Source organism: Dyella terrae (assembly GCF_022394535.1).
Taxonomy (GTDB): Bacteria; Pseudomonadota; Gammaproteobacteria; order Xanthomonadales; family Rhodanobacteraceae; genus Dyella.
The window spans coordinates 2343233-2366460 of record NZ_CP089414.1; the positions used below are offsets into that span (position 1 = coordinate 2343233).

Consider the following 23228-nt stretch of genomic DNA (forward strand, 5'->3'; position numbering starts at 1 on the left):
AAGGCCTACCCGCAGGAGCAGAGGGACGCTCCGGCTCAGCCGTCGACCGATTCTCTCGATGCCACCATCTGTGCCTGGATGGCGTCGCTCAATTGCTCGCCGGTGAGCGGCTTGCGCAGAAAACCATCCATCCCCGCATCTCGCGCACGCACTTCTTCATCGCCACCGGAGCGCGCTGTGAGCGCCACGATCGGTATGCGGCAGCCGGGCTCCTCGCGCTGGCGAATCAATCGCGCGATCTGAAAGCCGTCGATACCCGGCAGGTCAAGGTCGAGAAGGATCACATCACACGTCGCCTGCGCCAGCTCGGCAAGCGCGGCCAATCCGTTGCCGACGTAGCGCACTTCATGCCCCGCACGCTCCAGCAGGCCACGCACGACAGCCGCCACGATCGCATCGTCTTCCACCAGCAGGATGCGCAACGGCTGGGCATCGACGCTGTCCACCCGCTGGGCCGATGCAGCGACGGGCTCCGTCGCCAACGGCAACGGCAACCTTACATGGAAGGTGCTGCCGAAAGCGACCTTCGATTCCAACTCGATGCTGCCGCCCATCATCGCCACCAACTCGCGACAGATGGCCAAACCCAACCCGCTGCCGGTGCTGCGCTGCGGCCCCGTGACTTGTTCGAAACGTTGGAACAACCGCGTCCGGCTTGCTTCAGGAATGCCAGGGCCCGTGTCGATCACGCTGAAACGCAGGCCATGATCGGTAGAACGCACGCGCAACGTCACGCTGCCACGCTCAGTGAACTTCAGCGCGTTGTTGGCAAGGTTGAGCAACACCTGCTTGATCCGCAGCGCGTCGCCGATCATGCGCACCGGCAAGTCGCGCGGTAGATCCAATTCAAAGCGCAGGCCCTTGGCGCGTGCCTGGCCATGCGCTAGTTGCGCCACGTCGTCGATCAGGGCGCGCGGATCGAACGGTGCATAGTCGAGATCCAACTTGCCCGCTTCGATGCGCGCCAGATCGAGTGCATCGTTGACTAGCTTGAGCAGCATGCCGCCGGAACGTTGCATGGCTTCGGCATAGTCGCGTTGCGTGCGGCTGAGCGGCGTGCTGAGCAACAGCTCGGCCATGCCCATGACGCCGGTCATCGGTGTGCGGATTTCGTGACTCAGCGTGGCGAGGAAGTGTGTCTTGGCCGCGCTGGCCTGTTCGGCCAAGCGACTGCGTTGCTCCGCCAGCAGAATCTGCTGGCGCTCAGCCAAACGACGGCGCCATGCCTGCAGCGCCAACCAGGTGAGCAGAACGACCAGCACCACGTACACGCACCAAGCCCACCAGCGCGTCCACGGTGGCGCCTCCACATGGATATGCAAAGGCTTCGGCAATTGCGCCCACACGCCATCCGCACCTGCCGCCATGACATCCAGCGTGTAATCGCCGTACGGCAACCCGGTAAGGTCGCGCTGGCCGCGGCTGCCCGTATCGACCCAGGCGTTGTCCAGGCCGGCAAGACGGAAGCGATAACGGTTTGCCGTGGGATCGGCGTAGGAAAACACACGCGAATCCACCATCAGCCCGGAGTCGTTCCAGCCAATGGATAGCTGACCATCGACCGGCACCGGCAGCTCGTGCAAGGCACCGCCGCGACGTACCCGTATCCGTGTGATCGCCACGCGCGGCGGCTCCACTCGAGGCGTCGCGCGATTGGGGTTAAAGCCCAACACCCCGCCAAAGGTGGGCGAATACACCATGCCATCGGGCATGCGTGCAAAGCCGCGCATGAATTCGCCGTTGCTTACGCCGTCCTGCAGACCCATTTCGCGGAACTGTCCGGTGGCCGTATCAAAGAGCCACAGGCCATCGCGACCGAAGATCCACACGCGCTGATGCTGGTCGACGGCCAGGTCGACAACGTTGATGGACGGCCAGCCACGCATGGCGTCGATCTTGCGGTCGAGCGCCAGTCCGTCGCCGACGTAGTGATAGTGCTCCAGCCCATCGGGCCGGGCCGCCCACAGGCCGTCGGCGTTGAAATCGAACGCATCGACCGGCTGACTGTTGTCCATACCTGGCACGGGTTCGAAATGATCAAAGGTGCGATCGAGGCGCAGCATGCCGCCGTCGCTCGCGTACCAGAAGGTGCCATTCCTGAGCGTGAGCTGGCTGCCCCAGCGCGCCTTCTCTTGCGCGGGCTGCACGGCCACCGGGGTCACTGCCAGTGTGTCCTGATCGATCCGGAACAGGCCTTCGCCGAAACTACGCGCATAGAGTTTGCCATCCGGCCCGGCCTCGACCTCGAGCGGATGCTTCATGCCATGCGCGTATCCGTCGACCGCATCCAGCTTGCCGTTGGCATAGCGGAACAACGCACCACGCACCGTCACCCACAGTCGCGACGGCACATCCTCGGTGAGCGCGAGCACGTCGCCATGCAGGCCCGAAATCACGTGATCCACCTTGCCCGTACCCGGCCACAACCGATCCACGCGGCCGTCACGTTCACCAACCCAGATGGAGCCGTTGCTGCCGCGCGCTACGGCGTACGCGACCGAGTCGCGCAGGCTGTTGTCATCATCAGGGATGTGGGTGAATCGACTGACGCTGTCCCAGCCCGGCGCCAGATAACCCACGCCGCCATCGAACAGGGCGATCCAAAGGCCGCCCTCGCTGTCGGGTTGAACCTGCCAGACCCACGTGCCCGGCAGGTTGCCGTTGAGCACCGGCTGGTTGGTGATGGGCTGGATATTCGCGTCGCGACCATCCTTCAGAAACAGGCCTCGCTGCGTGCCGATCCACATCCGCCCCGCCGGGTCGCGCACACTGCTGAAGATGTTGGTGTCGGGCAACTGGCCGACGCCCATCTGCTGCGCACGGTCGTCGCTGCCGACAACAAACAGGCCACGAGGGGACGCCACGCGAATCTCATCGCCCTCGCCTTCGATGCGCCAGGCATCGAAGGGCTTACCCGTCGATCGATTGAGGATGGGATGAAACGCTCCGCTCGCATCGCGACGGAATACACCATTGTCGGCGCCCACCCAGAGCTGGCCGTGTGCGTCCACGAACAACGCACCCACCGTGCCCACCTCTCCGGGGGTGTGGCCTGTCACCACCACATGATCGAAACCGCGTCCGTCCGGGTGCATACGGTCCAGGCCCTCGGCCGTACCGACCCAGATCGAGCCGTCGCCGGTCTGGGCGATCGACCACGTCTTGTCACTGGACAGACTCGTCGGATCCGCGGGGTCGTGGCTCCAGTGACGGAACGCACCGGTGGCCGGGTCATAGCGGTTGAGGCTCGCTTCCAGTCCCGCCGCCCACAGATGGCCATCGTGGTCGAACATCAGCGCCGAGATGCCATTGTTGAACAGCGACTTCGGGTCACCCGCCACATGGCGGAACACCTGGAAGCCCACGCCGTCGTACCGTGCGATGCCGCTCTTGGTACCGAACCACATGGTGCCGTCGGGCGCCTGCACGACGGTATAGACACTGCTACTTGGCAGGCCATCACCGGTGCCGAATCGGCGGAACTGCGGCGTAGCCAGGGCCACGTTGTCCGATGGCTCGGCGGACGCCGACGTCGTGGCCTGCGCCGGCCCAGCCGCCGGCACGACCGCGTCCACAGACGTGGACACGCCCATGGTCAGGACGACGCTGAGCAGCAAGGACGGCAACATGCACTTCCCCCAGAAGCTTCTGATGATGCCAGACGTACCGCGCAGGAACGAGCACGCCGTTCGGCCGAGGGCTACGAAAGGCGCACGAAGGCGTTGCCTGCGGGGAAACAATCCGTTCCGGGGCCAGTGGCTGGCATCGGTCCGGAGGATCGTCCAGACTGCCCGCCATGCCACGGTCACGCCTTTCCAGCCGCCTTTTGCTCGCCCTGTCGTGCGTTTCGGCGCCGCTGGCCACCGTGCGTGCCGCACCTGTCATATACAACTACGACACTACACACAGCCAAGTCCTTTTCAGCATCGACCACAACGGATTTTCACGGCCGTTTGGGCGCCTGCACATCGCCAAAGGCTGGTTGCGGTTCGACGCGGATGACTGGAGCCAATCGGCCACCGAGCTGGACATCGACCTGGCCAGCCTGGACATGGGCGACGCGGCGTGGAACGCCGCGGTGCTCAAGCCGACCTATCTCGATGCGGAGAAGAACCGCTACGCACACTTCACCAGCACCTCGGTGGAACGGAAGGACGATACGCACGGTCTGTTGCACGGCAACCTCACCCTGCGCGGAGTGACTCACGCGATCGACATCCCCTTCACCTTCAACCGACTCGGCACAACCATCTATGGCATGCATACCGTCGCAGGTTTTTCCGGCACGGCCATGCTGCAGCGTGATGACTACGGCATCACCGCGACGCCCAACTCCGTCGGCCACAACGTAAGCGTGTGGCTGGAGCTGGAGGCCATCCAGGAAGACCCCAACCGCAGCAACAAGGAATCGCCATGAGTTTTCGCAACACCGACCGCCAATGGGGCTCGGTCGCCAAGTTTTTCCACTGGGCCATCGCACTGCTGATCATCGGCAATGGCATCTTTGGCCTGTGCATGGATCTGGCCGGCAATCCCATGCAGAAGATCAACTGGCTTGCGCTGCACAAGTCGATCGGCCTCACCGTGCTGGCGCTGTTCCTGCTGCGCGTACTGTGGCGCTTCTTCAATCGCCAGCCGAAGGACGAGCCCGCGCCGCGTTGGCAGCAACTCGCCGCGCACGCTATGCACATGACGCTTTACGCGCTAGTCGCCGCGTTGCCGCTGAGCGGCTGGTGGTTCAACTCGATCGTCGGCAAGCCGCTGCAGTTCTTCAAGCTGTTCAACCTGCCGGCACTCACCGCCGCCAATCCCGACACGCGCCACCTGTGGCACGAGGTGCACGAATACCTGTTCTGGTTCCTCGTACTACTCCTCGTGCTGCATATCGCCGGCGCGCTCAAGCATCACCTGGTCGACCGCGACAACACTCTGCGGCGCATGCTCCCCTTTGCACGCCTGCGCCAGACCTCTCAAGGAGAACGCTAATGAATCGCTCTGCACTTCGCTTTGCACCCTTGCTGCTTGCCCTTGCCTTGCCGGGTATCGCGAGCGCCGCCGACTATGCCGTACAACCGGCCGGCAGCAAGCTAGGCTTCTCCGGCAGCTTCCAGGGCCAATCGTTCGAAGGCACGTTCGCTCAGTGGACCGCCGCCATCAGCTACGACCCGGCCAAGGTCGCCACCTCGAAGTTCGACGTGGACGTGGATCTGTCCAGTGTGAAAACGGGCGACAAGGATCGTGACGGCGCGCTGCCGGGCTCGGATTTCTTCAACGTGGCCAAGTTTCCCAAGGCGCACTTCGTGACCACGGGCTTCCGCCAGAACGGCGCGCAGGTGATTGCGGACGGCAACCTCACGTTGCGCGGCGTGACCAAACCGGCGAGCCTCAACGTGGTGTTCAAATCGCAGGGTGCCGGCGCCACCATGGACATCAGCGGCGCCGTGAAGCGCCTGGACTTTGGTGTGGGCGGCGGTGACTACGCCGACACCTCGGTGATCGCCAATGATGTGAAGATCAACGCGCACCTGGTGCTTACCGCCAAGTAATCCGTGACCTCGACGTAGGAGCGCGCCCGTGCGCTCCTACGTCGAGGCTTGCACGAACATCTGCACGGCCTTCGCATCGAACGGCCAGTCCAACTCCCGCCCATCCAGGCTGTCGCGCAACACCGGCACGCGTGTGCCGTAGCGCGCTTCCAGCGCCTCGTCGTCGTCCACCCACTGACTGTCGAAATCCGGTGCCCGCGCCTCGGCCATCACGGCCAGCGCCTGATCGCACAGGTGGCAGTAGTCCCGCTGGAAAAGCACGTATCGGATCGGCATAGGCGCCGGAAGATACCTCGACGGCGCCGGTTTCAGCGACATCCGCCCGTCGTTGATCCCGCCGTATCAGTCCCCTGCGTCATCTGTGTCCAGGCGGCGACTGGTAAATTCAAATGATAATAACTATCATTTACAAATTAAGGGCCCAGCGGGCCCGCCCGACGCCACACCGCCCGGGCTCTCCCCCTATCTACAAGACATCAAGGCCCTCCCGATGCCGCCCATCGCTTCGCCGCGACGCCCGTTGCCGCTCCGCAGTCTCGCTTTAGCGCTATCACTGGCGCTGACCGCTCCCGTGCTCCACGCCGACAATGCCACCAGCGCACCGGACGCTACCAAGGTGAAGAACCTGGAAGGCGTGCAGACCACGGCAACGGTGACGGGCGATGGCGACTCGTACACCACCAAGGCAGCCTCGGGCGCCACACGTCTGCCGCTGTCGCTGCGCGAAACACCGCAATCGGTGAGCGTGGTCACCGACCAGCAGATGAAAGATTTCAATCTCACCAACATCAACGCCGTGCTCGACACCACCACCGGCGTCAACGTGGAGCGCGTGGAAACCGATCGCACGTATTACACCGCGCGCGGCTTCGACATCACCAACTTCCTGGTCGACGGCGTGGGCGTGCCCTTCGCCAATGGCGAACAGGAAGGCGATATCGACACGGCGCTGTATCAGCGCATTGAAGTACTGCGCGGTGCGAACGGCCTGCTGTCGTTCACCGGCAATCCCTCCGCCACGATCAACTTCGTGCGTAAGCGCCCTACCGCCGACTTCGAAGGCAGCGTCGGCCTGACCGTGGGTAGCTGGGATAATCGCCGTCTGGACGTCGATCTGTCCGGGCCACTCAACGATTCGCACAGCGTGCGCGGCCGCTTCATCGCCGCCGACCAGGATACCGACAGCTATCTGGACCGCTATAACCTGCGCAAGCAAGTGCTCGGCGGTATCGTCGAAGCGGATCTCGGCAGCAGCACCCTGCTTACCGCAGGCGTCACCTATCAGAAGAACAAGACCCACGGCGGCATGTGGGGCGCACTGCCGCTCTACAACACCGACGGCACGCCCACCGACTACAGCCGAGACACCAGCACCTCCGCCGACTGGTCGCGTTGGAACATCGCCGACACGCGCACCTTCGTGGAACTCACCCAGCAGCTGGGCAACGACTGGAGCCTCAAGGGTTCGCTGAACTATCGCCGCATCGCGGAGAACAGCAATCTGTTCTACGTGTACGGCACGCCGGATGCACAAACGGGCCTGGGCCTGTATGCCTATCCGTCGGCGTACACCAGCAACGAAAAGCAGTACGTCGCCGACCTCTACGCCACCGGGCCGTTTGAACTCGCCGGCCGCAAACACGAGCTGGTGCTCGGTGCGAACTGGGCAAAGGACGACGTGCATCAGCTGTCCAGCTATGGCGAAGGCATCGGCACGCCGCTGGTGCCACTCACCCAGTGGACGGGCGACTATCCGGAGCCGCCGTTCGACGCCTCGTACGGCCAGGGCGACTTCCACATCAAGCGCAAGTCGCTTTACGCCACCGCACGCTGGAGCCTGGCCGATCCGGTCACGCTGATCACCGGCGCCAGCCTCGTGCACATCGAGCAGTACGGCCAGAACTACGGCGTGCCGAGCAACTATGAGAAGACGGAAAGCACGCCGTTCGTCGGCCTGGTGTACGACTTTGCCAAGAACTACTCCGCCTACGTGAGCTACGCGAAGCTGTTCAACCCGCAGACGCAGACCGACATCAACAACAAGGTGCTCGACCCCGTCACCGGCGCGAACCTCGAAATCGGCGTAAAGGGCGAGTGGTACGACGGCCGCCTCAACGCCACCTTCGCGCTGTTCCGCTCGCGCCAGGATGGTCTGGCGGACTACGCCGGCCACAACATGGCGACCAACCAAGATTACTACACGGGCATCAACGCCATCTCGAAGGGTTACGAGTTCGACGTGAGCGGCCAGATCACCGACAACTGGCAGCTCAGCGGCGGCTATACCCAGCTCGGCCTGGTCGATCCGGAAGGTCACAACGTACGTACCTACGTGCCGCGCCGCCTGTTCCGCCTCAACACCACGTATCGTTTCGACGCCCTGCCCGGCCTGCGCGTGGGCGGCACCTTGCGCTGGCAGGATCGCATCTACCGCGACCAACAGGCTGTGGCGCTGGACGGCAGCGAGATCTTTACCAACCAGGGCTCGTATGCGGTGCTCGGGCTGATGGCGGGTTACGACCTCGATCAGCACTGGAGCACCACGTTCAACATCGACAACGTCACCAACCGCAAGTACATCACCAGCCTGTACTGGGCGCAGGGCCTTTACTCGGCACCGCGCAACTACATGCTGAACGTGAGGTACGCGTTCTGATCCACGCCGCGTATGCCATATCGATATGACGCGCGTTTAGACCTGCTTAGGGACGGATGAAGGGATGCTTCGGACAGGAGTGCACGCCGGGCTTGGGGCTCATACGTAAGGCCTTCCGCACCCTTCATCCGCCCCCTCCATACGCCGGCGCACCGAGGGTATCGCTGCGCCGCGACAACCAACGTGCGGCAGCGCGCGTAGAATAGGCGGTTCTCCCCGCCCACTCTGCGTGTCTCCATGGCTGTCAGCGTTTTCGACCTGTTCAAGATCGGCATTGGTCCGTCCTCCTCGCATACCGTTGGCCCCATGCGCGCCGCAGCCCGGTTCGCCGAGCGCTGGCTGGAGGAGAAAGGCGTGCTCGATCGCGTCGTGCGCGTGCGCGCCGAGCTGTACGGCTCACTGGCCATGACCGGCCGCGGCCACGGCACCGACAAGGCCGTGCTGCTGGGCTTCGAAGGCGCGCATCCGGATACGGTCGACCCCGACCACATCCCTGAAACCTTGAACCGCATTCGCACCACGCACCGCTTGCGCGTGCTGGGCAAGCACGAGATCGAGTTCGAGGAAAAGCGCGACCTGGTCTTCAACAAGCGCCAGAAACTGCCGTTCCACACCAACGGCATGCGCTTCTCCGCCTATGACGCAGAGGGCCATGAGCTGGCCACGCGCGATTACTACTCCGTGGGTGGCGGCTTCGTCGTCAACCACGACGAGGCGGCCGAAGACCGCATCGTCGCCGACACCACCGAACAGCCCTACCCGTTCTCCACCGGCGACCAAATGCTGGAGCTGTGCGAGAAGAACAAGCTGACCATCGCCCAGTTGATGATGGAGAACGAGAAGGTGTGGCGCCCCGAGGCGGAAACACGCGCCGGCCTGCTCACCATCTGGAAAGCCATGCAGGATTGTGTGAATCGCGGCCTGCGCTCACCGGGTGTACTGCCCGGCGGCCTCAAGGTCGCGCGGCGCGCACCGCAGATGGCAGAAGACTTGCGCTCGCAGCCGGAAGCGGCGCTGAAAGATCCGCTGACCATTCTTGACTGGGTGAACCTCTACGCGCTCGCCGTGAACGAGGAGAACGCCGCCGGCGGTCGCGTCGTCACGGCGCCCACCAACGGTGCCGCGGGCATCGTGCCGGCGGTGCTGCACTACTACCACCGTTTCTGCCCCAAGTCGGATGAGAACGGCATCGTGGACTTCATGCTCACGGCCGGCGCCATCGGCATCCTCTACAAGGAAAACGCCTCGATTTCCGGTGCGGAAGTGGGCTGCCAGGGTGAAGTGGGCGTGGCCTGCTCGATGGCGGCCGGCGGGCTCACCGCTGCCTTGGGCGGCAACGTGCTGCAGGTGGAGAACGCCGCCGAGATCGGCATGGAACACAACCTCGGCCTGACCTGCGATCCGATCGGTGGCCTGGTGCAGATTCCCTGCATCGAGCGCAACGCCATGGCGTCAGTGAAGGCCATCAACGCCAGCCGCATGGCGCTCAAGAGCGACGGCAAGCATCGCGTGTCGCTCGACAAGGTGATCGCGACCATGCGCGACACCGGCCGCGACATGAAGGACAAGTACAAGGAAACCTCGCGCGGTGGCTTGGCGGTGAACGTCATCGAGTGCTGAGGTTCAGAGCCACGATTACCCCGCTATAACACGCACTACAGATGCCACGGACAGATACGCTCATCCTAGCGAGAGCTGGGATGAGCGTATTCACGATCTCCGTATAGCTCACTCCCCTCACCGTCATTCCGGCGCAGGCCGGAATCCAGTAACGACTCCTTTGAATGGTCGCGATAGGCGACGCTATTCCAGGCAGTGCTTCGCGAAAATCAGATACAAGGGCCACTGGATTCCGGCCTGCGCCGGAATGACGGTGAGGAAAAAACGTCTCGAATCACTCAGGAACCGGAAGGCTGCGCCACTTTGGCCGCATCGGCATCCACCCGCACCTTCAGCTCGGTGAGCTGAGCGGTCGTCAGCTTCGCCTCCGCCTTCGCCAGATAGTCGGCGGCACTCTTGAGCTGCTGCTGGCTGTCCATACGTTGCGCCAGCGAGATCTGGTACCAACCCTCCGCCGGGTTTTCCGCAATGCCGCTGCCCGTCACGTAGGCCACGCCCATCGCGTAATGCCCCAGCATTTCGTTGGCTGCCATCGCCTTGCGGGCCAGTGCCACACCACGCGCCGCATCCACAGGCGCGCCTTCCTTACCGGTAATGAGGAAGTAAGCGAGCGTGCCTTCCGCCTTGGCGTTACCACTGTCGGCGGCCGTCTGCAGCCAATGCATGCCGGCGGTCGTATCGTGTCGGCCGAACAAGCCGGTGAGGTAGATCTGGCCGAGTGACAACTGCGCATCGGCGTCGCCTTTCTGCGCCGCCGCAACCATCAGTTTTTCGGCGAGCGCCGTGTCCTTGGGTACGCCCATTTCGCCGGTAAGGCGGGCCATCGCCAACACTTCCATGCCCTTGGACGAGCCTTTGTCGGCCGCTTTCTGCGCCCACTGCAAGGCCTCCTGTGTGCCACCGGTGGAGAGCAGCGATACCGCGAGCACCGCCATGCGATCGCCGTTCGGGTCGATGTTTACACTCTTGCGCATCCACTCGATGGCCGTGGGAACGTCGCGTGTTACACCGACGCCGGCCATGATGGTCGAGCCAAGCATCCACGCACCCTCTGCGCTGCCCGCCGTCGCGGCCTTGCGATACCAGTCGGCACCCGCCGCTTTGTCGGCTGGCACACCGTCGTCCTGCAAGGCCTTGCCCAGCGCCACCTGCGCCTGGACATCGCCCGCCTCGGCACGCTGCTTCAGCGCATCGCGTGACGCATCACCTGAGGGCGTCGCTGCCGACACCGGGAATGCGGCCACTGCCGCGGCCATCACCACCAGCATTGCCGCACGGATCATCATGGTGCGCCTACCTTTGTGGGAGGCCCCGATGGTAGCCGCCCACCAACGCGGCGCCAATTAGCCGACAACGGGAACCCACCGGTATCAGCACGTGTGCCGATTCGGCCGCCGATTCAATGACCTGCGTGCTGCGCTGCGCCACGGTCCGTGACTCCCGACGGGCTGACAGCTGTAGGACGGGTCTGTCATCATCGTCCCCTTTGTCGCCCGGGATGGCGGCTGCCACATGTGTCGCCCCAGGGGCGGCCCGTCGATCCACTGACCTGGGGACCTGCATGTCTCAATCTCCGATCCGCCGCGACGTCGGCCCGTTCGCTCTCATGCTCACCGGCCTGGGCTCCATCATCGGCTCCGGCTGGTTGTTTGGCGCCTGGAAGGCCGCCGGCCTCGCAGGCCCGGGAGCTGTCTGGGCATGGGTGCTCGGCGCGGCCATCATCATGACCATTGCGCTGACCTACGCGGAACTGGGCGCCATGTTCCCCGAGTCCGGCGGCATGGTGCGTTACAGCCATTACTCGCACGGTTCGTTGGTGGGCTTTATCGGCGCATGGGCCAACTGGATCGCCATTGTTTCGGTGATCCCGGTCGAAGCGGAGGCCTCCGTGCAGTACATGGCATCGTGGAAGTGGCAGTGGGCGCAGGATCTCTACATGCACATGCCTGATGGCCACGGCGAGCTCTCGCATGCGGGCCTCGGCATTGCCGCTGTGCTGGTGATCATCTATTTCCTGCTCAACTTCTGGAGCGTCAAGCTGTTCGCACGCTCCAATACGCTCATCACCGTGTTCAAGCTGGTGGTGCCGGCCGCCACCGGCGTGGCCCTGATCGCCAGCGGCTTCCATCGCGAGAACTTTTCGGTGGGTATCCACGGGGACGCGCACGCGATCGACTTTGCGGCAGTGCTGACCGCCGTGGCGACGGCAGGCATCGTCTTCAGCTTCAACGGCTTCCAGAGCCCGGTGAATCTTGCCGGCGAAGCGCGCAACCCGGGCAAGAGCATTCCGTTCGCGGTGGTCGGCTCGATCCTGCTGGCTACGGTGGTCTATGTGATTCTGCAGGTGGCCTATCTCGGCGCCGTACCCCCGGAACTGCTGGCCAAAGCGGGCTGGCACGGTATCGATTTCCGTTCACCGTTCGCCGAACTCGCCATCATCGTCAACCTGCACTGGCTGGCCATGCTGCTGTACATCGATGCCTTCATCAGCCCCAGCGGCACCGGCATGACCTATACCGCCACCACCGCACGCATGCTCTACGGCATGGAGCGCAACGGCACGCTGCCCAAGATCCTGGGCCGCATCCATCCGAAGTGGGGCGTGCCGCGCCCGGCGATGTGGCTGAACCTGGCGGTGTCGTTCCTGTTCCTGTTCTTCTTCCGCGGCTGGGGCACGCTGGCGGCGGTGATTTCGGTGGCGACGATCATTTCCTACCTGACCGGCCCGGTGAGCGCGATGACGCTGCGTCGCACGGCGCCGAGCCTGCATCGTCCGCTGCGCATCAAAGGCTTGCCGATCCTGGCGGGCGTGGCCTTCGTCATGGCGACCGAGCTGCTGTATTGGGCACGCTGGCCGCTGACCGGCGAGATCATCCTGCTGATGGTGGTGGCGCTACCGGTGTACCTGTTCTATCAGTTCAAGGCGAACTGGCACGACTTCGGCCGCCAGCTGAAGGGCGCGTGGTGGCTGATTTTCTACCTGCCGACACTGGCGCTGGTGTCGTGGATGGGCAGCTCGGATTTCGGCGGCAACGGCTACCTGAGCTATGGCATGGACCTAGCCGTGGTGGCAGTGATCGGCCTGGTGTTCTATGTGTGGGGCGTCAAGTCGGGCTGGCGTACGCCGTCTGTGGAAGAGGCCGAGGCGAATCCGCACCTGCACGATTGAGTCTGCCAAGCATCAGATGAAACGAAAAACGCGCGGTGATGAACCGCGCGTTTTTTTGTTTCTGGTCACTGCGACTCTCTTATGATGCGCACACCCGGAGAGGATTCCGGCATCAAGAAGGAAATCGGATGTCATCGTTTCAGTGGTTCTGCCTGTCCTTGCGCATCATCGGTGTGTGGACGCTGGTTTCAGGCCTGGAAATGCTGGGCTCGGCCTATAACGTGGCGCATGGGCACAGTGGCTCCGGATACGACGCCTGGGCTTTCGTCAATCAAACGGTTTTCCATGTCGTAATCGCTGCACTACTGATCGGACTGGCACCCGCGCTTGCGCGCATGGTGTATCGCCAGCCCGAGCGCAAACCTGCAGCCGAGACAGAAGAAAACGGACTGTAATCCGCGCCACCTACACCAACGCCAGCACATCCCCCAGCAACGCCTGCGCGGTCACTTCCGGTCCCGCACCGGGCCCCTGTATCACCAAGGGCTGCGTGTTGTAGCGCGTGGTGCTGAGCGCGAACTGGTTGTCGGTGCCGTAGAGCCGCGTGGCCGGGTGATTGGCTGGCACCTCGACCAAGCCGACACGGGCGCGGCCGCGCTGGTTGAGACGCGCGAGAAAACGTAGCGCGCCGCCACGAGCCTTCGCTTCAGCGAAGCGCCTAGCGAGAGGTGCATCCAGTTCCTCAAGACGTGACAGGAAGGTTTCCACGTCGAGGCCGCGAAGGTTCTCCGGCACCAGGCTCTCCACTTCTACTTCGTCCGGGCGCAGTGCGAAGCCCGCACATCGCGCAAGGATGAGCAGCTTGCGCGCCACATCTTCACCCGAGAGGTCGCTGCGCGGATCGGGCTCGGTGTAGCCCAGTTCACGTGCCCGGCGCAGCAGCGCAGAGAACGGCTGGCTACCGTCATATTGGTTGAACAGGTACGAAAGCGACCCAGAGAACACGCCTTCGAGCGTCAGCAGCGCATCGCCGCATTGACGCAGACGGCGCAACGTGGAGATCACAGGCAGCCCTGCCCCCACCGTGGCGGAGTCGCCGTAACGGCCGCCATTTGCCAGCGCCGCCTGCAGCGTCCGCCAGCCCGGCAGGTCACCACCGGCCAGCGACTTGTTGGCCGTGACGACGTGATAACCGTTTGCCAGCCATTCCGCGTGGCACAAGGCCAGCGCACTACTGGCGGTCGCATCGATGATCACCTTTACCGAGGCATCATGGGCGTCGAGTGCGCCTAGCAAGACGCCGTCATTGCGCACATCGCCATGCGTCTTGAGCTTTTCGCGCAACGTGCGATCGGCCAACTGTTCTGTCTGCGTCTGCTGGCGGCGCGAATTGGCCGCACCCACCAGCCGGATGGATGCGGCGGCCGGCGTATTGAGCAATTTGAGGAACGCACCACCGACGACGCCCGTACCCAGCAAAACCGCTGCGATGACGGGCGACGCCTCTGCTTTCGATGCGCTCGCAGCCTCCGCCGCCAGCACCGCGCTCATGCGCTCACCCGACGTTTGAGGTGGGCAGCTGCCTCTACGCGAAGCAGTGCGGCGTCGATATCGCGCAACAGATCGTCACCGTCTTCGATGCCCACCGACAGGCGCAGCAGCGTGTCGGCGATACCGGCCGCGCGGCGCGCCTCGGGCGCCATGGAGGCATGCGTCATCGACGCAGGATGCGCGACCAGACTTTCTACTCCGCCTAGCGACTCAGCGAGCGAGAAATACTGGACCCCGTCCACGAAGGCCGCCACCTGCTCCTCGCCGCCTTCAATTTCGAAGCTCAGCATGGCGCCGAAACCCAGCTGCTGACGCGCCGCGAGCGCGTGGCCTGCGTGGCTTTCGAGGCCTGGGTAATACACCTTGCGAACGGCCGCATGGCCGTCCAAACGTTCCGCGATGCGTACGGCGTTCTCTTGGTGCTGACGCAGACGAACGTTCAGCGTGCGCAGGCCACGCAAGGTGAGGAAGCTGTCGAACGGTGCACCGGTGAGGCCGTTGCAGTTGCCCCACCACTTGAGCTGCTCCGCCACGGCCGGGTCACGTGCAATGACGGCGCCGCCGACCACGTCGCTGTGGCCGTTGATGTACTTGGTGGTGGAGTGCACCACCACGTCGGCGCCCAACGTCAGCGGCTGCTGCAGGGCGGGCGACAGGAACGTGTTGTCGACAACCACCAGCGCGCCCACAGCGTGCGCGGCCTGCGCCACGTGGCGGATGTCGGTGATGCGCAGCAGCGGGTTCGACGGCGTTTCCACCCACACCAGCGACGGCTTGAGCGCCAGGCCTTCTGCCAGCGTGTGGCTGTTGGTGAGATCAACGAACTTCACCTGGAACCGACCCTTCTTCGCCCAGGCGTCCAGCAGGCGCCAGGTGCCGCCGTAGCAATCGTGCGCGGCGAGCACCAACGAGCCAGCCGGTACCAGTTCCAGCGCAAGCGCCACCGCCGCCATGCCGCTGGCCGTCACTACGGCGCCCGCGCCCTGCTCCAGTTCGGCCAGTGCGTCACCCAGCAGGTCGCGCGTGGGGTTGCCGCTGCGCGAATAGTCATAGGCGCGCTTCTTGCCGAAGCCTTCGAACGCATAGTTGGTGGACAGGTGCAGCGGAGGCACTACGGCGCCGTGCTGAGTGTCCGATTCAATGCCGGCGCGCACGGCCCGGGTGTTCAGGCCCGGCGGGATACAGGGGACGGTGGTATCGCTCATGGTGGATCTCCGTGCGTATCGCGTCTTTGGATTCGGGGTCAACAACCGGCCAGCGCGTCGCGCAGCAGCGGCGCGAGGCGGTCGGTTTCCTTGAGGAAGGCATCGTGGCCGTAGGGCGACTCGACCACTTCGAGCGTGGCCGGGCCATGCAGGCGACGCTGCAGCTCGCACAGATCCGCCAGCGGCACCAGGCGATCGGAGGGAAAGCCGATCAACGTGGCGGGCGCGGCGACCTGTTCGGGCGTTACGTCGTGAAGGTCGATGGATTCGGACAGCGCGAGGAAGCGCTCGACATCGAAGCGCTCGACGAAGCGACGACCGGCGTGTTCGAGGTAATCCTCGACAGGGAAGTGGAAGCGTCCATCGCGAAATTCCGGCGCGGCGGTAAACCGCTTGGCGAACTCCTCGCTGCCGCGATAGGTGGTCATGGCGAGCTGGCGGGCCAGCGCAAGCGCCTGGTCGGCCTGGCCGCTTTCCAGCCCCAGCCGCACGATGCCGCGCTGCACCGAGCGCTGCGCCGTGGCCAGCGGATGCGGCCGGTGCGCGCCAGCCAGCAGCACCAGGCGACCGAGGGCATAGGGATGGCGAGCAGCGAAGGCCAGCGCGACCATCGCGCCATAGGACGAGCCGATAAAGGCATGCACACGGTTGATGCCCAGCGCATCCACCAGCGCGGCAAGCACATCGGCCTGATCCTCGCTGGACACGGCCTGGACCTCGGCGAGGTCGGCCGGGGTGATCCAGTCAATGGAGAGTACCCGGTAGCGGTCCAGATCCAACGGCAGGCCAGGGCCTACCTGGGCTTGCCACCAGCCGGGAGCGGCTTCGCCATCCAGTGCCACCACGTCGCGGGTAGCCGAGATACCACCCTGCACGATCACCGTGGGGGCGTCCGGCGCGCCACACCAGAGGTAGCTCACTTCCAGCTCGCAGGGCGCGCTGCCGTACTTAGGGGTGATGACCAGGCGACGGGTGCAGCGCTGGGTGGTCAGGTCCGGCCGCATACCGCCAAACACCGCGGCGGGAGCGGGTGTGACGGACGGGGTGATTTGCGGCTGGCTGGACATCTGGCTCTTCTCCGGTCGGCATCGACCTGCGGACCGGAGAGGCGGGCAACACACGGCCGGCACGAGGCGCGGCGGTGCAGATTTGCCCTCATCTCGCGGCGTGCGCCCTAAGGCGTTACCGCAGGAATTGGCACCGTCGCGGAAAATTCCGCAGGTTGCCCCGGCTTCAAAGGGCCTGTCCCTCCGCCGGTCTCGATGAGTAGGGAGGAATCTAACGGCCTCGAATGACCGTGTCAATAGACGTCTAAACGTCTATGCATCTAGCCATCGACGTTTTATCCAGAAAACCGAAGGTTTCGCCTGAAACCACGGCCTTTCCGCGCCCGACCCAGGCTGCGCCGGGCGCGGCAGAAGCATTTACTGCTTCACAGCCACGAAAGACATCGTACGGTTACGCAGCTTGTCGTCGAAAATCATGCTCATGTGCTTGCCATCGGCTGAGACGGTGGAGGTAAGCACGCCCACCACTTTGCCGCCCCGCTTGTCGGTTTCCACCATCGATAGTTTGCCGGCCTGCTTCACCGTAACGCTGTTGATACCGGGATCACCCTTGTACGGCGCCTCGGTGCCATCCAGTTTGGCCGCATATGACTGGCCGGTGGGTGTGGTCATGTCCAATACACCGCCCTCCTCCTTGTAGGTGAGTTCGGTGCCGTTATCGGACATATTGGCGATAGTGGCCGTGACCCAGGAGCCGGATATCGCATGGGAGCCGGCGGGCCCGGCGGCGACCTGCTTGAGCTCGCCATTACCGGTCACTGGCGCGCCATTGGTGTTGCTGCTGTCGCTGAACTCAAAATGCGCCGCCTTGCCATCGGGCGCCACGGTCGTGGTGGTGGTAGCGACGACCTTACCGCCCTTCTTGTCGGTCTCCTTGACGGTGTGTGCGTCCACCACCTCGATCGCGATCGAGTCGAGATACGGATGCCCAGTAATCGGATGATCCTGACCATCGGCCTTGATGCTTACCGGCGGCACGCAAGTCTTGCACGCGTACATGCCGTCCTTGAGCACGAGCACGTCGGGCTTCTTGGGCATCTGCACCTTGCTCATGTCGATCTTCCAGGTGCCGTCGAACGGCCCGTCGGCCATCGCACCCAGCGGACACAGCAAAAGCAGGCATAGGCCTGCGGACAGTGGCTTGTTCATGGCATGACTCCCAGAGGTTGGTATGGCCGGGCGATACCCATGTCCCCTGGAGACATCGTTGTCCTGTGGGCGCTGCTCCCTCGGACCCAGCTTCTTCACGCTACGCCGCCACCATGGCCGCAGCCATTGGCCGGAAGTGTTAGCAACCCATGGATTTGCGAGGCAGATATCGGGCTGCAACACTGCGCATCCAACTCCACCGCCTTTCGGATACCGATGTCCCTCGCCGCCCATCTCGTCGTTGCCCTCATCGCCCTGCTCCACGTGTGGTTCCTGGTGCTGGAGATGTTCCTGTGGACGCGTCCCTCGGGCCGGCGCGCCTTCGGCCTGACCAAGGAGTTCGCTGAGCAGTCGAAGGTGCTGGCGGCCAACCAGGGCCTCTACAACGGCTTCCTCGCCGCCGGCCTGTTGTGGGGACTGTGGTTGGGCGATGCCGGTCGAGCCATCACGCTGTTCTTCCTGGGCTGCGTGCTTGTGGCCGGCCTGTTCGGCGGAATGACAGCCTCGCGCAAGATTCTGTGGGTCCAGGGTCTGCCAGCGCTGATCGGCCTGATACTGGTCATGCTGACCTGAGCACTTTTCATGACGGATGGCTCCTACGCCAGCCACGGCCCTGTGCCATGCTTTTTACCCCACCCGCGACATCTGGCCACTCATGACCGCATTACCCAAGGAAGCCGTCGGCACCTGCTTTGATCCGCAACGGATGCTCCATGCGCGCGAGCGCACCTGGGCTGCGTTGCACGGCATCCGCGAGCGCATGCGCCCCGGCATCACCGAGGAAGAGGCGAAAGCCGAAGCCATGGAGGTGTTCCAGGCGCTAGGCATGGAGCGGCTGTGGCATCCGGTGCTCATCCGCATCGGCAGCAACACCACCAAGATCTACCGAGAACGCTCCGAGCCGGTGCAACTGGGCGAGAACGACATCTACTTCATCGATCTTGGCCTTGTCTTCGAGGGCCACGAAGGCGATGCGGGCGACACCTTCGTGATGGGCCACGCCCCGGAAAAACAGGCATGCGCGGATGCCGCGCGTGAACTGTTCGAGCTGACCGCTACCGCATGGCGAGAGCAGGGCCTCAGTGGCGAAGCCCTCTATGCATTTGCCGAGGAGCGCGCCCAGGCGATGGGCTGGCGGCTCAATCACGAGATCAAGGGGCATCGCGTCAGTGACTTCCCCCATTCGGTGCACAAGGCTGGCGACCTGGGCGAGTACGGCGAACGGCCATCCAGCGGGCTGTGGGTACTGGAGATCCAGATTGCCCATCCAACCGAGCCGTATGGCGCGTTCTATGAGGATTTGTTGACTCGTGATTAGGGGCAACAAGCCGTTACAGCGTATGGGCTAGCATGTGCGGATTCCTCCCGAGTGCATCGCATGTCCCCTGAGTCATCCCACCGAGCAGCAGAAACCGCTCGGCCTTCGCCTGCAGATGCTTCCACGGATCGGCTCAAGTTCAACGGCGACAATACGTTCCAGCGCGAGCTGCGGCGGCGTGTCGAGGCGCTGTTCAAGCACTCCGGGCAAAAGCAGCGTGACGATGCGCGTCTCTACCGCAAGACGGCGATCATCCTTGCCACCTTCGCCGTGTCCTACGTGCTGCTGGTTTTCTTCGCAGCCACGTGGTGGCAGGGTTTGCTGCTCAGCATCGTGCTGGGCGTGGCAACCGCGCAGATCGGCTTCAATATTCAGCACGATGCGGGTCACCAGGCTTATTCAGAGCGCCGCTGGATCAACAAGTGCATGGCCATGACGCTGGATCTGGTCGGCGGCAGCTCGTACGTGTGGCACTGGAAGCATGCGCACTTCCATCACACTTACGTGAATATCGACGGCTACGACAGTGACATCAACCTGGGTGCGCTGGCGCGATTTTCGCCGCAACAGAAGCACTATTGGCACCACCGGTGGCAACACCTGTACCTATGGCTGCTCTATGGCCTCACGGCGGTGAGCTGGCATCTGCATGATGACTTCCGCGACGTCATCACCGGCACCATCGGCAAGCGACGCTTTCCGCGGCCGCGCGGCAAGGATCTGGCGGGTTTTATCCTGGGCAAGCTGGTCTTTTTCACCCTCGCGCTCGGCTTGCCGCTGCTGTTTCATTCGCTGGGTGCGGTGCTGCTTTTTTACGCCGTCACCGCCGTCGTGGCCGGGCTGCAACTAGCCATGGTGTTTCAGTTGGCACACGCCGTGGAAGCAGCCGCGTTCCCTTCGCCGAGCGAACCGGGCCGTATGAACACGCCCTGGGCGATCCATCAGCTGGAAACCACGGCGAATTTCTCGCGCAACAGCCGCGTGATCACCTGGCTGGTCGGCGGCCTGAATTTCCAGGTGGAGCACCATTTGTTTCCTCGCATCAGCCACGTCCACTACCCGGCCATCTCGCGGGTGGTGGAGGCGACCTGTCTCGAATACGGCGTGCCCTACCATGCGAATAGCTCGTTTGGTGCCGGCCTGGCCTCACACTACCGCTGGCTGCGCCAGATGGGGCGGCCGCAGGCTGAGCCGGCGGCGCTGGTGCTGGAGCCGCTGCCGGAGAGTTGAGTCACAGGCTCCCCTCGGCGGGCGGTGGCGGGCATGGCGCGGCCGAAAGGCCGTTCCACGCTATCATTGTGGGCTAGCCTTCCTGCCGATCCGCCTGCATGTCCGCCCATCTCACCGAAACCCGCCGCCGCCGCACCTTCGCCATCGTCAGCCACCCTGACGCCGGCAAGACCACGCTGACCGAAAAGCTGCTGCTGTTCGGCGGCGCCATCCAGATGGCCGGCTCGGTGAAGGGCCGCAAGGCGGCGCGCCATGCGACCTCCGACTGGATGGCACTGGAAAAAGAGCGCGGCATTTCGGTGACCTCGTCGGTGATGCAGTTCCCCTATGAGGGCCGCATCGTCAACCTGCTGGACACCCCAGGCCACGCGGACTTCTCGGAAGACACCTACCGCGTGCTCACCGCGGTGGACTCGGCACTGATGGTGATCGACTGCGCCAAGGGCGTGGAAGAACGCACCATCAAGCTGATGGAGGTGTGCCGCCTGCGCGACACCCCCATCATGACTTTCATCAACAAGCTCGACCGCGAAGGTCGCTCGCCCATCGAACTGTTGGACGAGGTGGAGTCGGTGCTGGGCATCGCCTGTGCCCCGCTCACCTGGCCCATCGGCATGGGCAAGCGCTTGAAGGGCGTGTACCACCTCGTGCTCGACGAGGTGCACGTGTTCGAGCAGGGCAAGAATTTCACGCGCCAGGACTCGACCATCTTCAAGGGTCTGGATTCGCCAGGCCTGGAAGCGGCAATCGGGGCTGAAGCACTGTCCGAATTGCGCGACGAACTGGAGCTGGTGCAAGGCGCCTCGCATCCGTTCGACATCGAGCAGTATCTGGCCGGCAAACTGACGCCGGTGTTCTTCGGTTCGGCGGTGAACAACTTCGGCGTGCAGTTGCTGCTCGATTTCTTCGTCGAGCACGCGCCTTCGCCCAAGTCGCGCGCCACGCTCACGCGTGAAGTGAAGCCGGAAGAAGAAGCCCTCACCGGTTTCGTCTTCAAGATCCAGGCAAACATGGACCCAGCGCACCGCGACCGCATCGCCTTCATGCGCGTGTGTTCGGGCACCTACACCGCTGGCATGAAGATGGTGCAGACGCGCACCGGCAAAGACGTGCGCATCGCCAATGCACTCACCTTCATGGCCAGCGACCGCGAAATCGTGGAAAGCGCGTACCCCGGCGACGTGATCGGCCTGCACAACCACGGCACTATCGGCATCGGTGATACGTTCACCGAAGGCGAGATCGTGAGCTTCACCGGCATCCCCAACTTCGCGCCGGAACTGTTCCGCCGCGCACGTCTGCGCGATCCGCTGAAGATGAAGGCGCTGCAGAAGGGCTTGGCGCAGTTGTCGGAAGAAGGCGCTACGCAGTTCTTCCGTCCGCTGATGAGCAACGACCTGATCCTGGGCGCAGTGGGCGTGCTGCAGTTCGATGTGGTGGCCTATCGCCTCAAGGACGAATACGGCGTGGATGCCAGCTTCGAGCAGGTCACCGTGGCGACGGCGCGCTGGGTGTACTGCGACGACGCGAAGAAGATGGAAGAGTTCCGCGAGAAGAACGCCAACAATCTCGCGATCGATGCGGCGGGCCAGCTGGTCTATCTCGCCCCTTCGCGCGTGAACCTGCAGTTGGCGCAGGAGCGCTCGCCCGCCGTGCGCTTCTCGGCCACGCGCGAGCACGCCACGTCGGTCGACCTGTAACAACCTGAAGCCGTCACTCCCACGCAAGCTGTGGGATGACGGCCGGCACGTATTCGCCGCGGTGTCCGCGCTGTTAGCCTTGTCGGCACGTCCAGGGATATCCAGCCGCATGCCAGCCAAGCCCATTGCCTTCAGCACACCCGCGACCGCTACGCCCTGGCAACGCTGGGTCGTGTTCTCCCCTTTTGGTCGCATCGTGTTCTTCGCGGCGCTTTACCTGGTGCTGATCAAACTGCTCTCCATGGGCGTCGATGCCATGGGCATCGTCGGTCCCGGGGTGCCGAGACTGACACGTGCCTTCGGCATCCTTGCCGTGCAACTGATTCCCTCCGTGCTCGCTTACACGGTGCTGGTGAAAGCCATCGAGCGCCGCCCGATGGACGAGCTAGCCGCGCATGACGCCCCCACGCTGGGCCTCGCCGGGCTGGTGCTCGGGGCCCTGCTCATGAGCGCTGTCGTGTTCGTGCTGTGGCTGGCCGGGAGCTATCACATCACCGGCACCGACCCATCCGTGAACTGGCTTCCCGCGGTGCTGACCACTGGCCTGGGCGCGGGCATCGGTGAAGAGATCGTCACGCGCGGCGTGTTGTTCCGCGCCGTGGAGGAAGGCCTGGGCACCTGGTGGGCTCTCGGCGTCTCGGCACTGTTCTTCGGGGCCGCCCACATTTTCAACCCCGGCGCCACGCTGTGGAGTTCGCTCGCCATCGCCATCGAAGCCGGTGTGCTGTTGGCCCTGCTCTATCACGTGACGCGTTCCCTGTGGCCGTGCATCGGCCTGCATGCGGCCTGGAACGTCATGCAGGGCACGGTCTATGGCATCCCTGTATCGGGCACGGAAGCGCACGGCTGGCTCGTCTCCACCCGTAGCGGCCCGGACTGGCTGAGTGGCGGCGTGTTTGGCGCGGAAGCCTCGGTAGTGGCGCTGACCCTGTGCTCTGCCTGCTCGGTCCTGCTGCTCATCGTGGCGCTGCGCCGCGGCAGCATCGTCCGCCCCGCGTGGCGCCGCAGACATATCGTCGCGACCTGACATCAGCTATCGCCTTCACAAAACTGCGGATACCCTGAAGGCTATCCGCC

At 64.0% G+C, this 23228-nt stretch carries 19 protein-coding genes and 1 riboswitch; of the genes, 12 read left to right on the forward strand and 7 right to left on the reverse strand.

All coding sequences use genetic code 11. The annotated features are described in order from the left end of the window. Positions 1-35 precede the first annotated feature (35 nt). Positions 36-3629, reverse strand: coding sequence for a hybrid sensor histidine kinase/response regulator (locus tag DYST_RS10065; RefSeq protein ID WP_239951649.1), 3594 nt, complete (start codon positions 3627-3629; stop codon positions 36-38). Between the two features lie 167 nt (positions 3630-3796). On the opposite strand from DYST_RS10065, the gene DYST_RS10070 reads away from it, so the two are divergent. The 3 genes from DYST_RS10070 to DYST_RS10080 are packed head-to-tail and all read left to right on the forward strand — an operon-like array spanning position 3797 to position 5546. Further along, positions 3797-4417 (forward strand): YceI family protein, encoded by a 621-nt coding sequence (locus tag DYST_RS10070; protein ID WP_239951651.1) that lies wholly within the window; start codon positions 3797-3799, stop codon positions 4415-4417. After that, positions 4414-4986 carry a cytochrome b gene (locus tag DYST_RS10075; RefSeq protein WP_239951653.1) on the forward strand — a complete coding sequence of 191 codons (573 nt, stop codon included), beginning with the start codon at positions 4414-4416 and terminating at the stop codon, positions 4984-4986. Before DYST_RS10070 ends, DYST_RS10075 begins: the two co-directional genes overlap by 4 nt. Further along, entirely contained in the window at positions 4986-5546 is a 561-nt protein-coding gene (locus DYST_RS10080; protein WP_239951654.1) for a YceI family protein, read from the forward strand. Before DYST_RS10075 ends, DYST_RS10080 begins: the two co-directional genes overlap by 1 nt. A 36-nt stretch (positions 5547-5582) precedes the next feature. Here DYST_RS10080 and DYST_RS10085 read toward each other — a convergent pair whose 3' ends face one another. Continuing rightward, entirely contained in the window at positions 5583-5822 is a 240-nt protein-coding gene (locus tag DYST_RS10085; protein WP_102302087.1) for a glutaredoxin family protein, read from the reverse strand. A 214-nt stretch (positions 5823-6036) separates the two neighbouring features. Between DYST_RS10085 and DYST_RS10090 the strand changes: the two genes are divergently transcribed. Continuing rightward, positions 6037-8202, forward strand: coding sequence for a TonB-dependent siderophore receptor (locus DYST_RS10090; protein WP_239951655.1), 2166 nt, complete (start codon positions 6037-6039; stop codon positions 8200-8202). 237 nt (positions 8203-8439) lie between these two features. After that, complete coding sequence (locus tag DYST_RS10095; RefSeq protein ID WP_239951656.1) at positions 8440-9822, forward strand: L-serine ammonia-lyase; 1383 nt, start codon at positions 8440-8442, stop codon at positions 9820-9822. 278 nt (positions 9823-10100) lie between these two features. Here DYST_RS10095 and DYST_RS10100 read toward each other — a convergent pair whose 3' ends face one another. Then, positions 10101-11108: a tetratricopeptide repeat protein gene (locus tag DYST_RS10100; RefSeq protein ID WP_239951657.1), complete on the reverse strand. Its 1008-nt coding sequence runs from the start codon at positions 11106-11108 to the stop codon at positions 10101-10103. A 275-nt stretch (positions 11109-11383) separates the two neighbouring features. Here DYST_RS10100 and DYST_RS10105 point away from each other — a divergent pair, with 275 nt between their 5' ends. Together DYST_RS10105 and DYST_RS10110 are read left to right on the forward strand one after the other, a co-directional pair. Further along, a complete protein-coding gene (locus DYST_RS10105; RefSeq protein WP_102302083.1) occupies positions 11384-12991 on the forward strand; it encodes an APC family permease in 1608 nt (535 codons plus the stop codon). Positions 12992-13119: 128 nt separating this feature from the next. Further along, positions 13120-13386, forward strand: coding sequence for a hypothetical protein (locus tag DYST_RS10110; RefSeq protein WP_239951658.1), 267 nt, complete (start codon positions 13120-13122; stop codon positions 13384-13386). Positions 13387-13396: 10 nt separating this feature from the next. On the opposite strand, the gene DYST_RS10115 is transcribed toward DYST_RS10110, so the two are convergent. From DYST_RS10115 to DYST_RS10130, 4 genes are all read right to left on the reverse strand, one after another. Continuing rightward, positions 13397-14482, reverse strand: coding sequence for a homoserine dehydrogenase (locus tag DYST_RS10115; RefSeq protein WP_239951659.1), 1086 nt, complete (start codon positions 14480-14482; stop codon positions 13397-13399). Continuing rightward, entirely contained in the window at positions 14479-15687 is a 1209-nt protein-coding gene (metB, locus tag DYST_RS10120; protein ID WP_239951660.1) for a cystathionine gamma-synthase, read from the reverse strand. The genes DYST_RS10115 and metB overlap by 4 nt, the downstream gene beginning before the upstream one ends. 38 nt (positions 15688-15725) lie before the next feature. Next, a complete protein-coding gene (metX, locus tag DYST_RS10125) occupies positions 15726-16754 on the reverse strand; it encodes a homoserine O-succinyltransferase MetX (RefSeq protein ID WP_239951661.1) in 1029 nt (342 codons plus the stop codon). A gap of 85 nt (positions 16755-16839) precedes the next feature. Next, positions 16840-16956, reverse strand: a riboswitch (SAM riboswitch). A gap of 155 nt (positions 16957-17111) precedes the next feature. Continuing rightward, positions 17112-17903 (reverse strand): hypothetical protein, encoded by a 792-nt coding sequence (locus DYST_RS10130; protein ID WP_239951663.1) that lies wholly within the window; start codon positions 17901-17903, stop codon positions 17112-17114. A gap of 216 nt (positions 17904-18119) precedes the next feature. On the opposite strand from DYST_RS10130, the gene DYST_RS10135 reads away from it, so the two are divergent. The 5 genes from DYST_RS10135 to DYST_RS10155 all read left to right on the forward strand — a co-directional run bounded on the left by DYST_RS10135 (position 18120) and on the right by DYST_RS10155 (position 23178). Then, positions 18120-18476 (forward strand): DUF1304 domain-containing protein, encoded by a 357-nt coding sequence (locus DYST_RS10135; protein ID WP_239951665.1) that lies wholly within the window; start codon positions 18120-18122, stop codon positions 18474-18476. Between the two features lie 82 nt (positions 18477-18558). Continuing rightward, on the forward strand, positions 18559-19221 hold the full coding sequence (locus DYST_RS10140; protein WP_102302170.1) for a M24 family metallopeptidase: 663 nt from the start codon (positions 18559-18561) through the stop codon (positions 19219-19221). A gap of 60 nt (positions 19222-19281) precedes the next feature. Next, positions 19282-20451, forward strand: a complete 1170-nt coding sequence (locus DYST_RS10145) for a fatty acid desaturase family protein (protein ID WP_239951666.1) — start codon at positions 19282-19284, stop codon at positions 20449-20451. A gap of 98 nt (positions 20452-20549) precedes the next feature. Beyond that, positions 20550-22151 (forward strand): peptide chain release factor 3, encoded by a 1602-nt coding sequence (locus DYST_RS10150; RefSeq protein WP_239951668.1) that lies wholly within the window; start codon positions 20550-20552, stop codon positions 22149-22151. Positions 22152-22260: 109 nt separating this feature from the next. Further along, positions 22261-23178 carry a CPBP family intramembrane glutamic endopeptidase gene (locus DYST_RS10155; RefSeq protein ID WP_239951669.1) on the forward strand — a complete coding sequence of 306 codons (918 nt, stop codon included), beginning with the start codon at positions 22261-22263 and terminating at the stop codon, positions 23176-23178. Positions 23179-23228 lie beyond the last annotated feature (50 nt).

What these genes read in the sequence shown, in the direction of transcription:
- DYST_RS10065 (WP_239951649.1), bottom strand. Translation starts at nt 3,629, where the DNA reads ATGTTGCCGTCCTTGCTGCTCAGCGTCGTCCTGACCATGGGCGTGTCC.
- DYST_RS10070 (WP_239951651.1), top strand. Translation starts at nt 3,797, where the DNA reads ATGCCACGGTCACGCCTTTCCAGCCGCCTTTTGCTCGCCCTGTCGTGC.
- DYST_RS10075 (WP_239951653.1), top strand. Translation starts at nt 4,414, where the DNA reads ATGAGTTTTCGCAACACCGACCGCCAATGGGGCTCGGTCGCCAAGTTT.
- DYST_RS10080 (WP_239951654.1), top strand. Translation starts at nt 4,986, where the DNA reads ATGAATCGCTCTGCACTTCGCTTTGCACCCTTGCTGCTTGCCCTTGCC.
- DYST_RS10085 (WP_102302087.1), bottom strand. Translation starts at nt 5,822, where the DNA reads ATGCCGATCCGATACGTGCTTTTCCAGCGGGACTACTGCCACCTGTGC.
- DYST_RS10090 (WP_239951655.1), top strand. Translation starts at nt 6,037, where the DNA reads ATGCCGCCCATCGCTTCGCCGCGACGCCCGTTGCCGCTCCGCAGTCTC.
- DYST_RS10095 (WP_239951656.1), top strand. Translation starts at nt 8,440, where the DNA reads ATGGCTGTCAGCGTTTTCGACCTGTTCAAGATCGGCATTGGTCCGTCC.
- DYST_RS10100 (WP_239951657.1), bottom strand. Translation starts at nt 11,108, where the DNA reads ATGATGATCCGTGCGGCAATGCTGGTGGTGATGGCCGCGGCAGTGGCC.
- DYST_RS10105 (WP_102302083.1), top strand. Translation starts at nt 11,384, where the DNA reads ATGTCTCAATCTCCGATCCGCCGCGACGTCGGCCCGTTCGCTCTCATG.
- DYST_RS10110 (WP_239951658.1), top strand. Translation starts at nt 13,120, where the DNA reads ATGTCATCGTTTCAGTGGTTCTGCCTGTCCTTGCGCATCATCGGTGTG.
- DYST_RS10115 (WP_239951659.1), bottom strand. Translation starts at nt 14,482, where the DNA reads ATGAGCGCGGTGCTGGCGGCGGAGGCTGCGAGCGCATCGAAAGCAGAG.
- metB (WP_239951660.1), bottom strand. Translation starts at nt 15,687, where the DNA reads ATGAGCGATACCACCGTCCCCTGTATCCCGCCGGGCCTGAACACCCGG.
- metX (WP_239951661.1), bottom strand. Translation starts at nt 16,754, where the DNA reads ATGTCCAGCCAGCCGCAAATCACCCCGTCCGTCACACCCGCTCCCGCC.
- DYST_RS10130 (WP_239951663.1), bottom strand. Translation starts at nt 17,903, where the DNA reads ATGAACAAGCCACTGTCCGCAGGCCTATGCCTGCTTTTGCTGTGTCCG.
- DYST_RS10135 (WP_239951665.1), top strand. Translation starts at nt 18,120, where the DNA reads ATGTCCCTCGCCGCCCATCTCGTCGTTGCCCTCATCGCCCTGCTCCAC.
- DYST_RS10140 (WP_102302170.1), top strand. Translation starts at nt 18,559, where the DNA reads ATGACCGCATTACCCAAGGAAGCCGTCGGCACCTGCTTTGATCCGCAA.
- DYST_RS10145 (WP_239951666.1), top strand. Translation starts at nt 19,282, where the DNA reads ATGTCCCCTGAGTCATCCCACCGAGCAGCAGAAACCGCTCGGCCTTCG.
- DYST_RS10150 (WP_239951668.1), top strand. Translation starts at nt 20,550, where the DNA reads ATGTCCGCCCATCTCACCGAAACCCGCCGCCGCCGCACCTTCGCCATC.
- DYST_RS10155 (WP_239951669.1), top strand. Translation starts at nt 22,261, where the DNA reads ATGCCAGCCAAGCCCATTGCCTTCAGCACACCCGCGACCGCTACGCCC.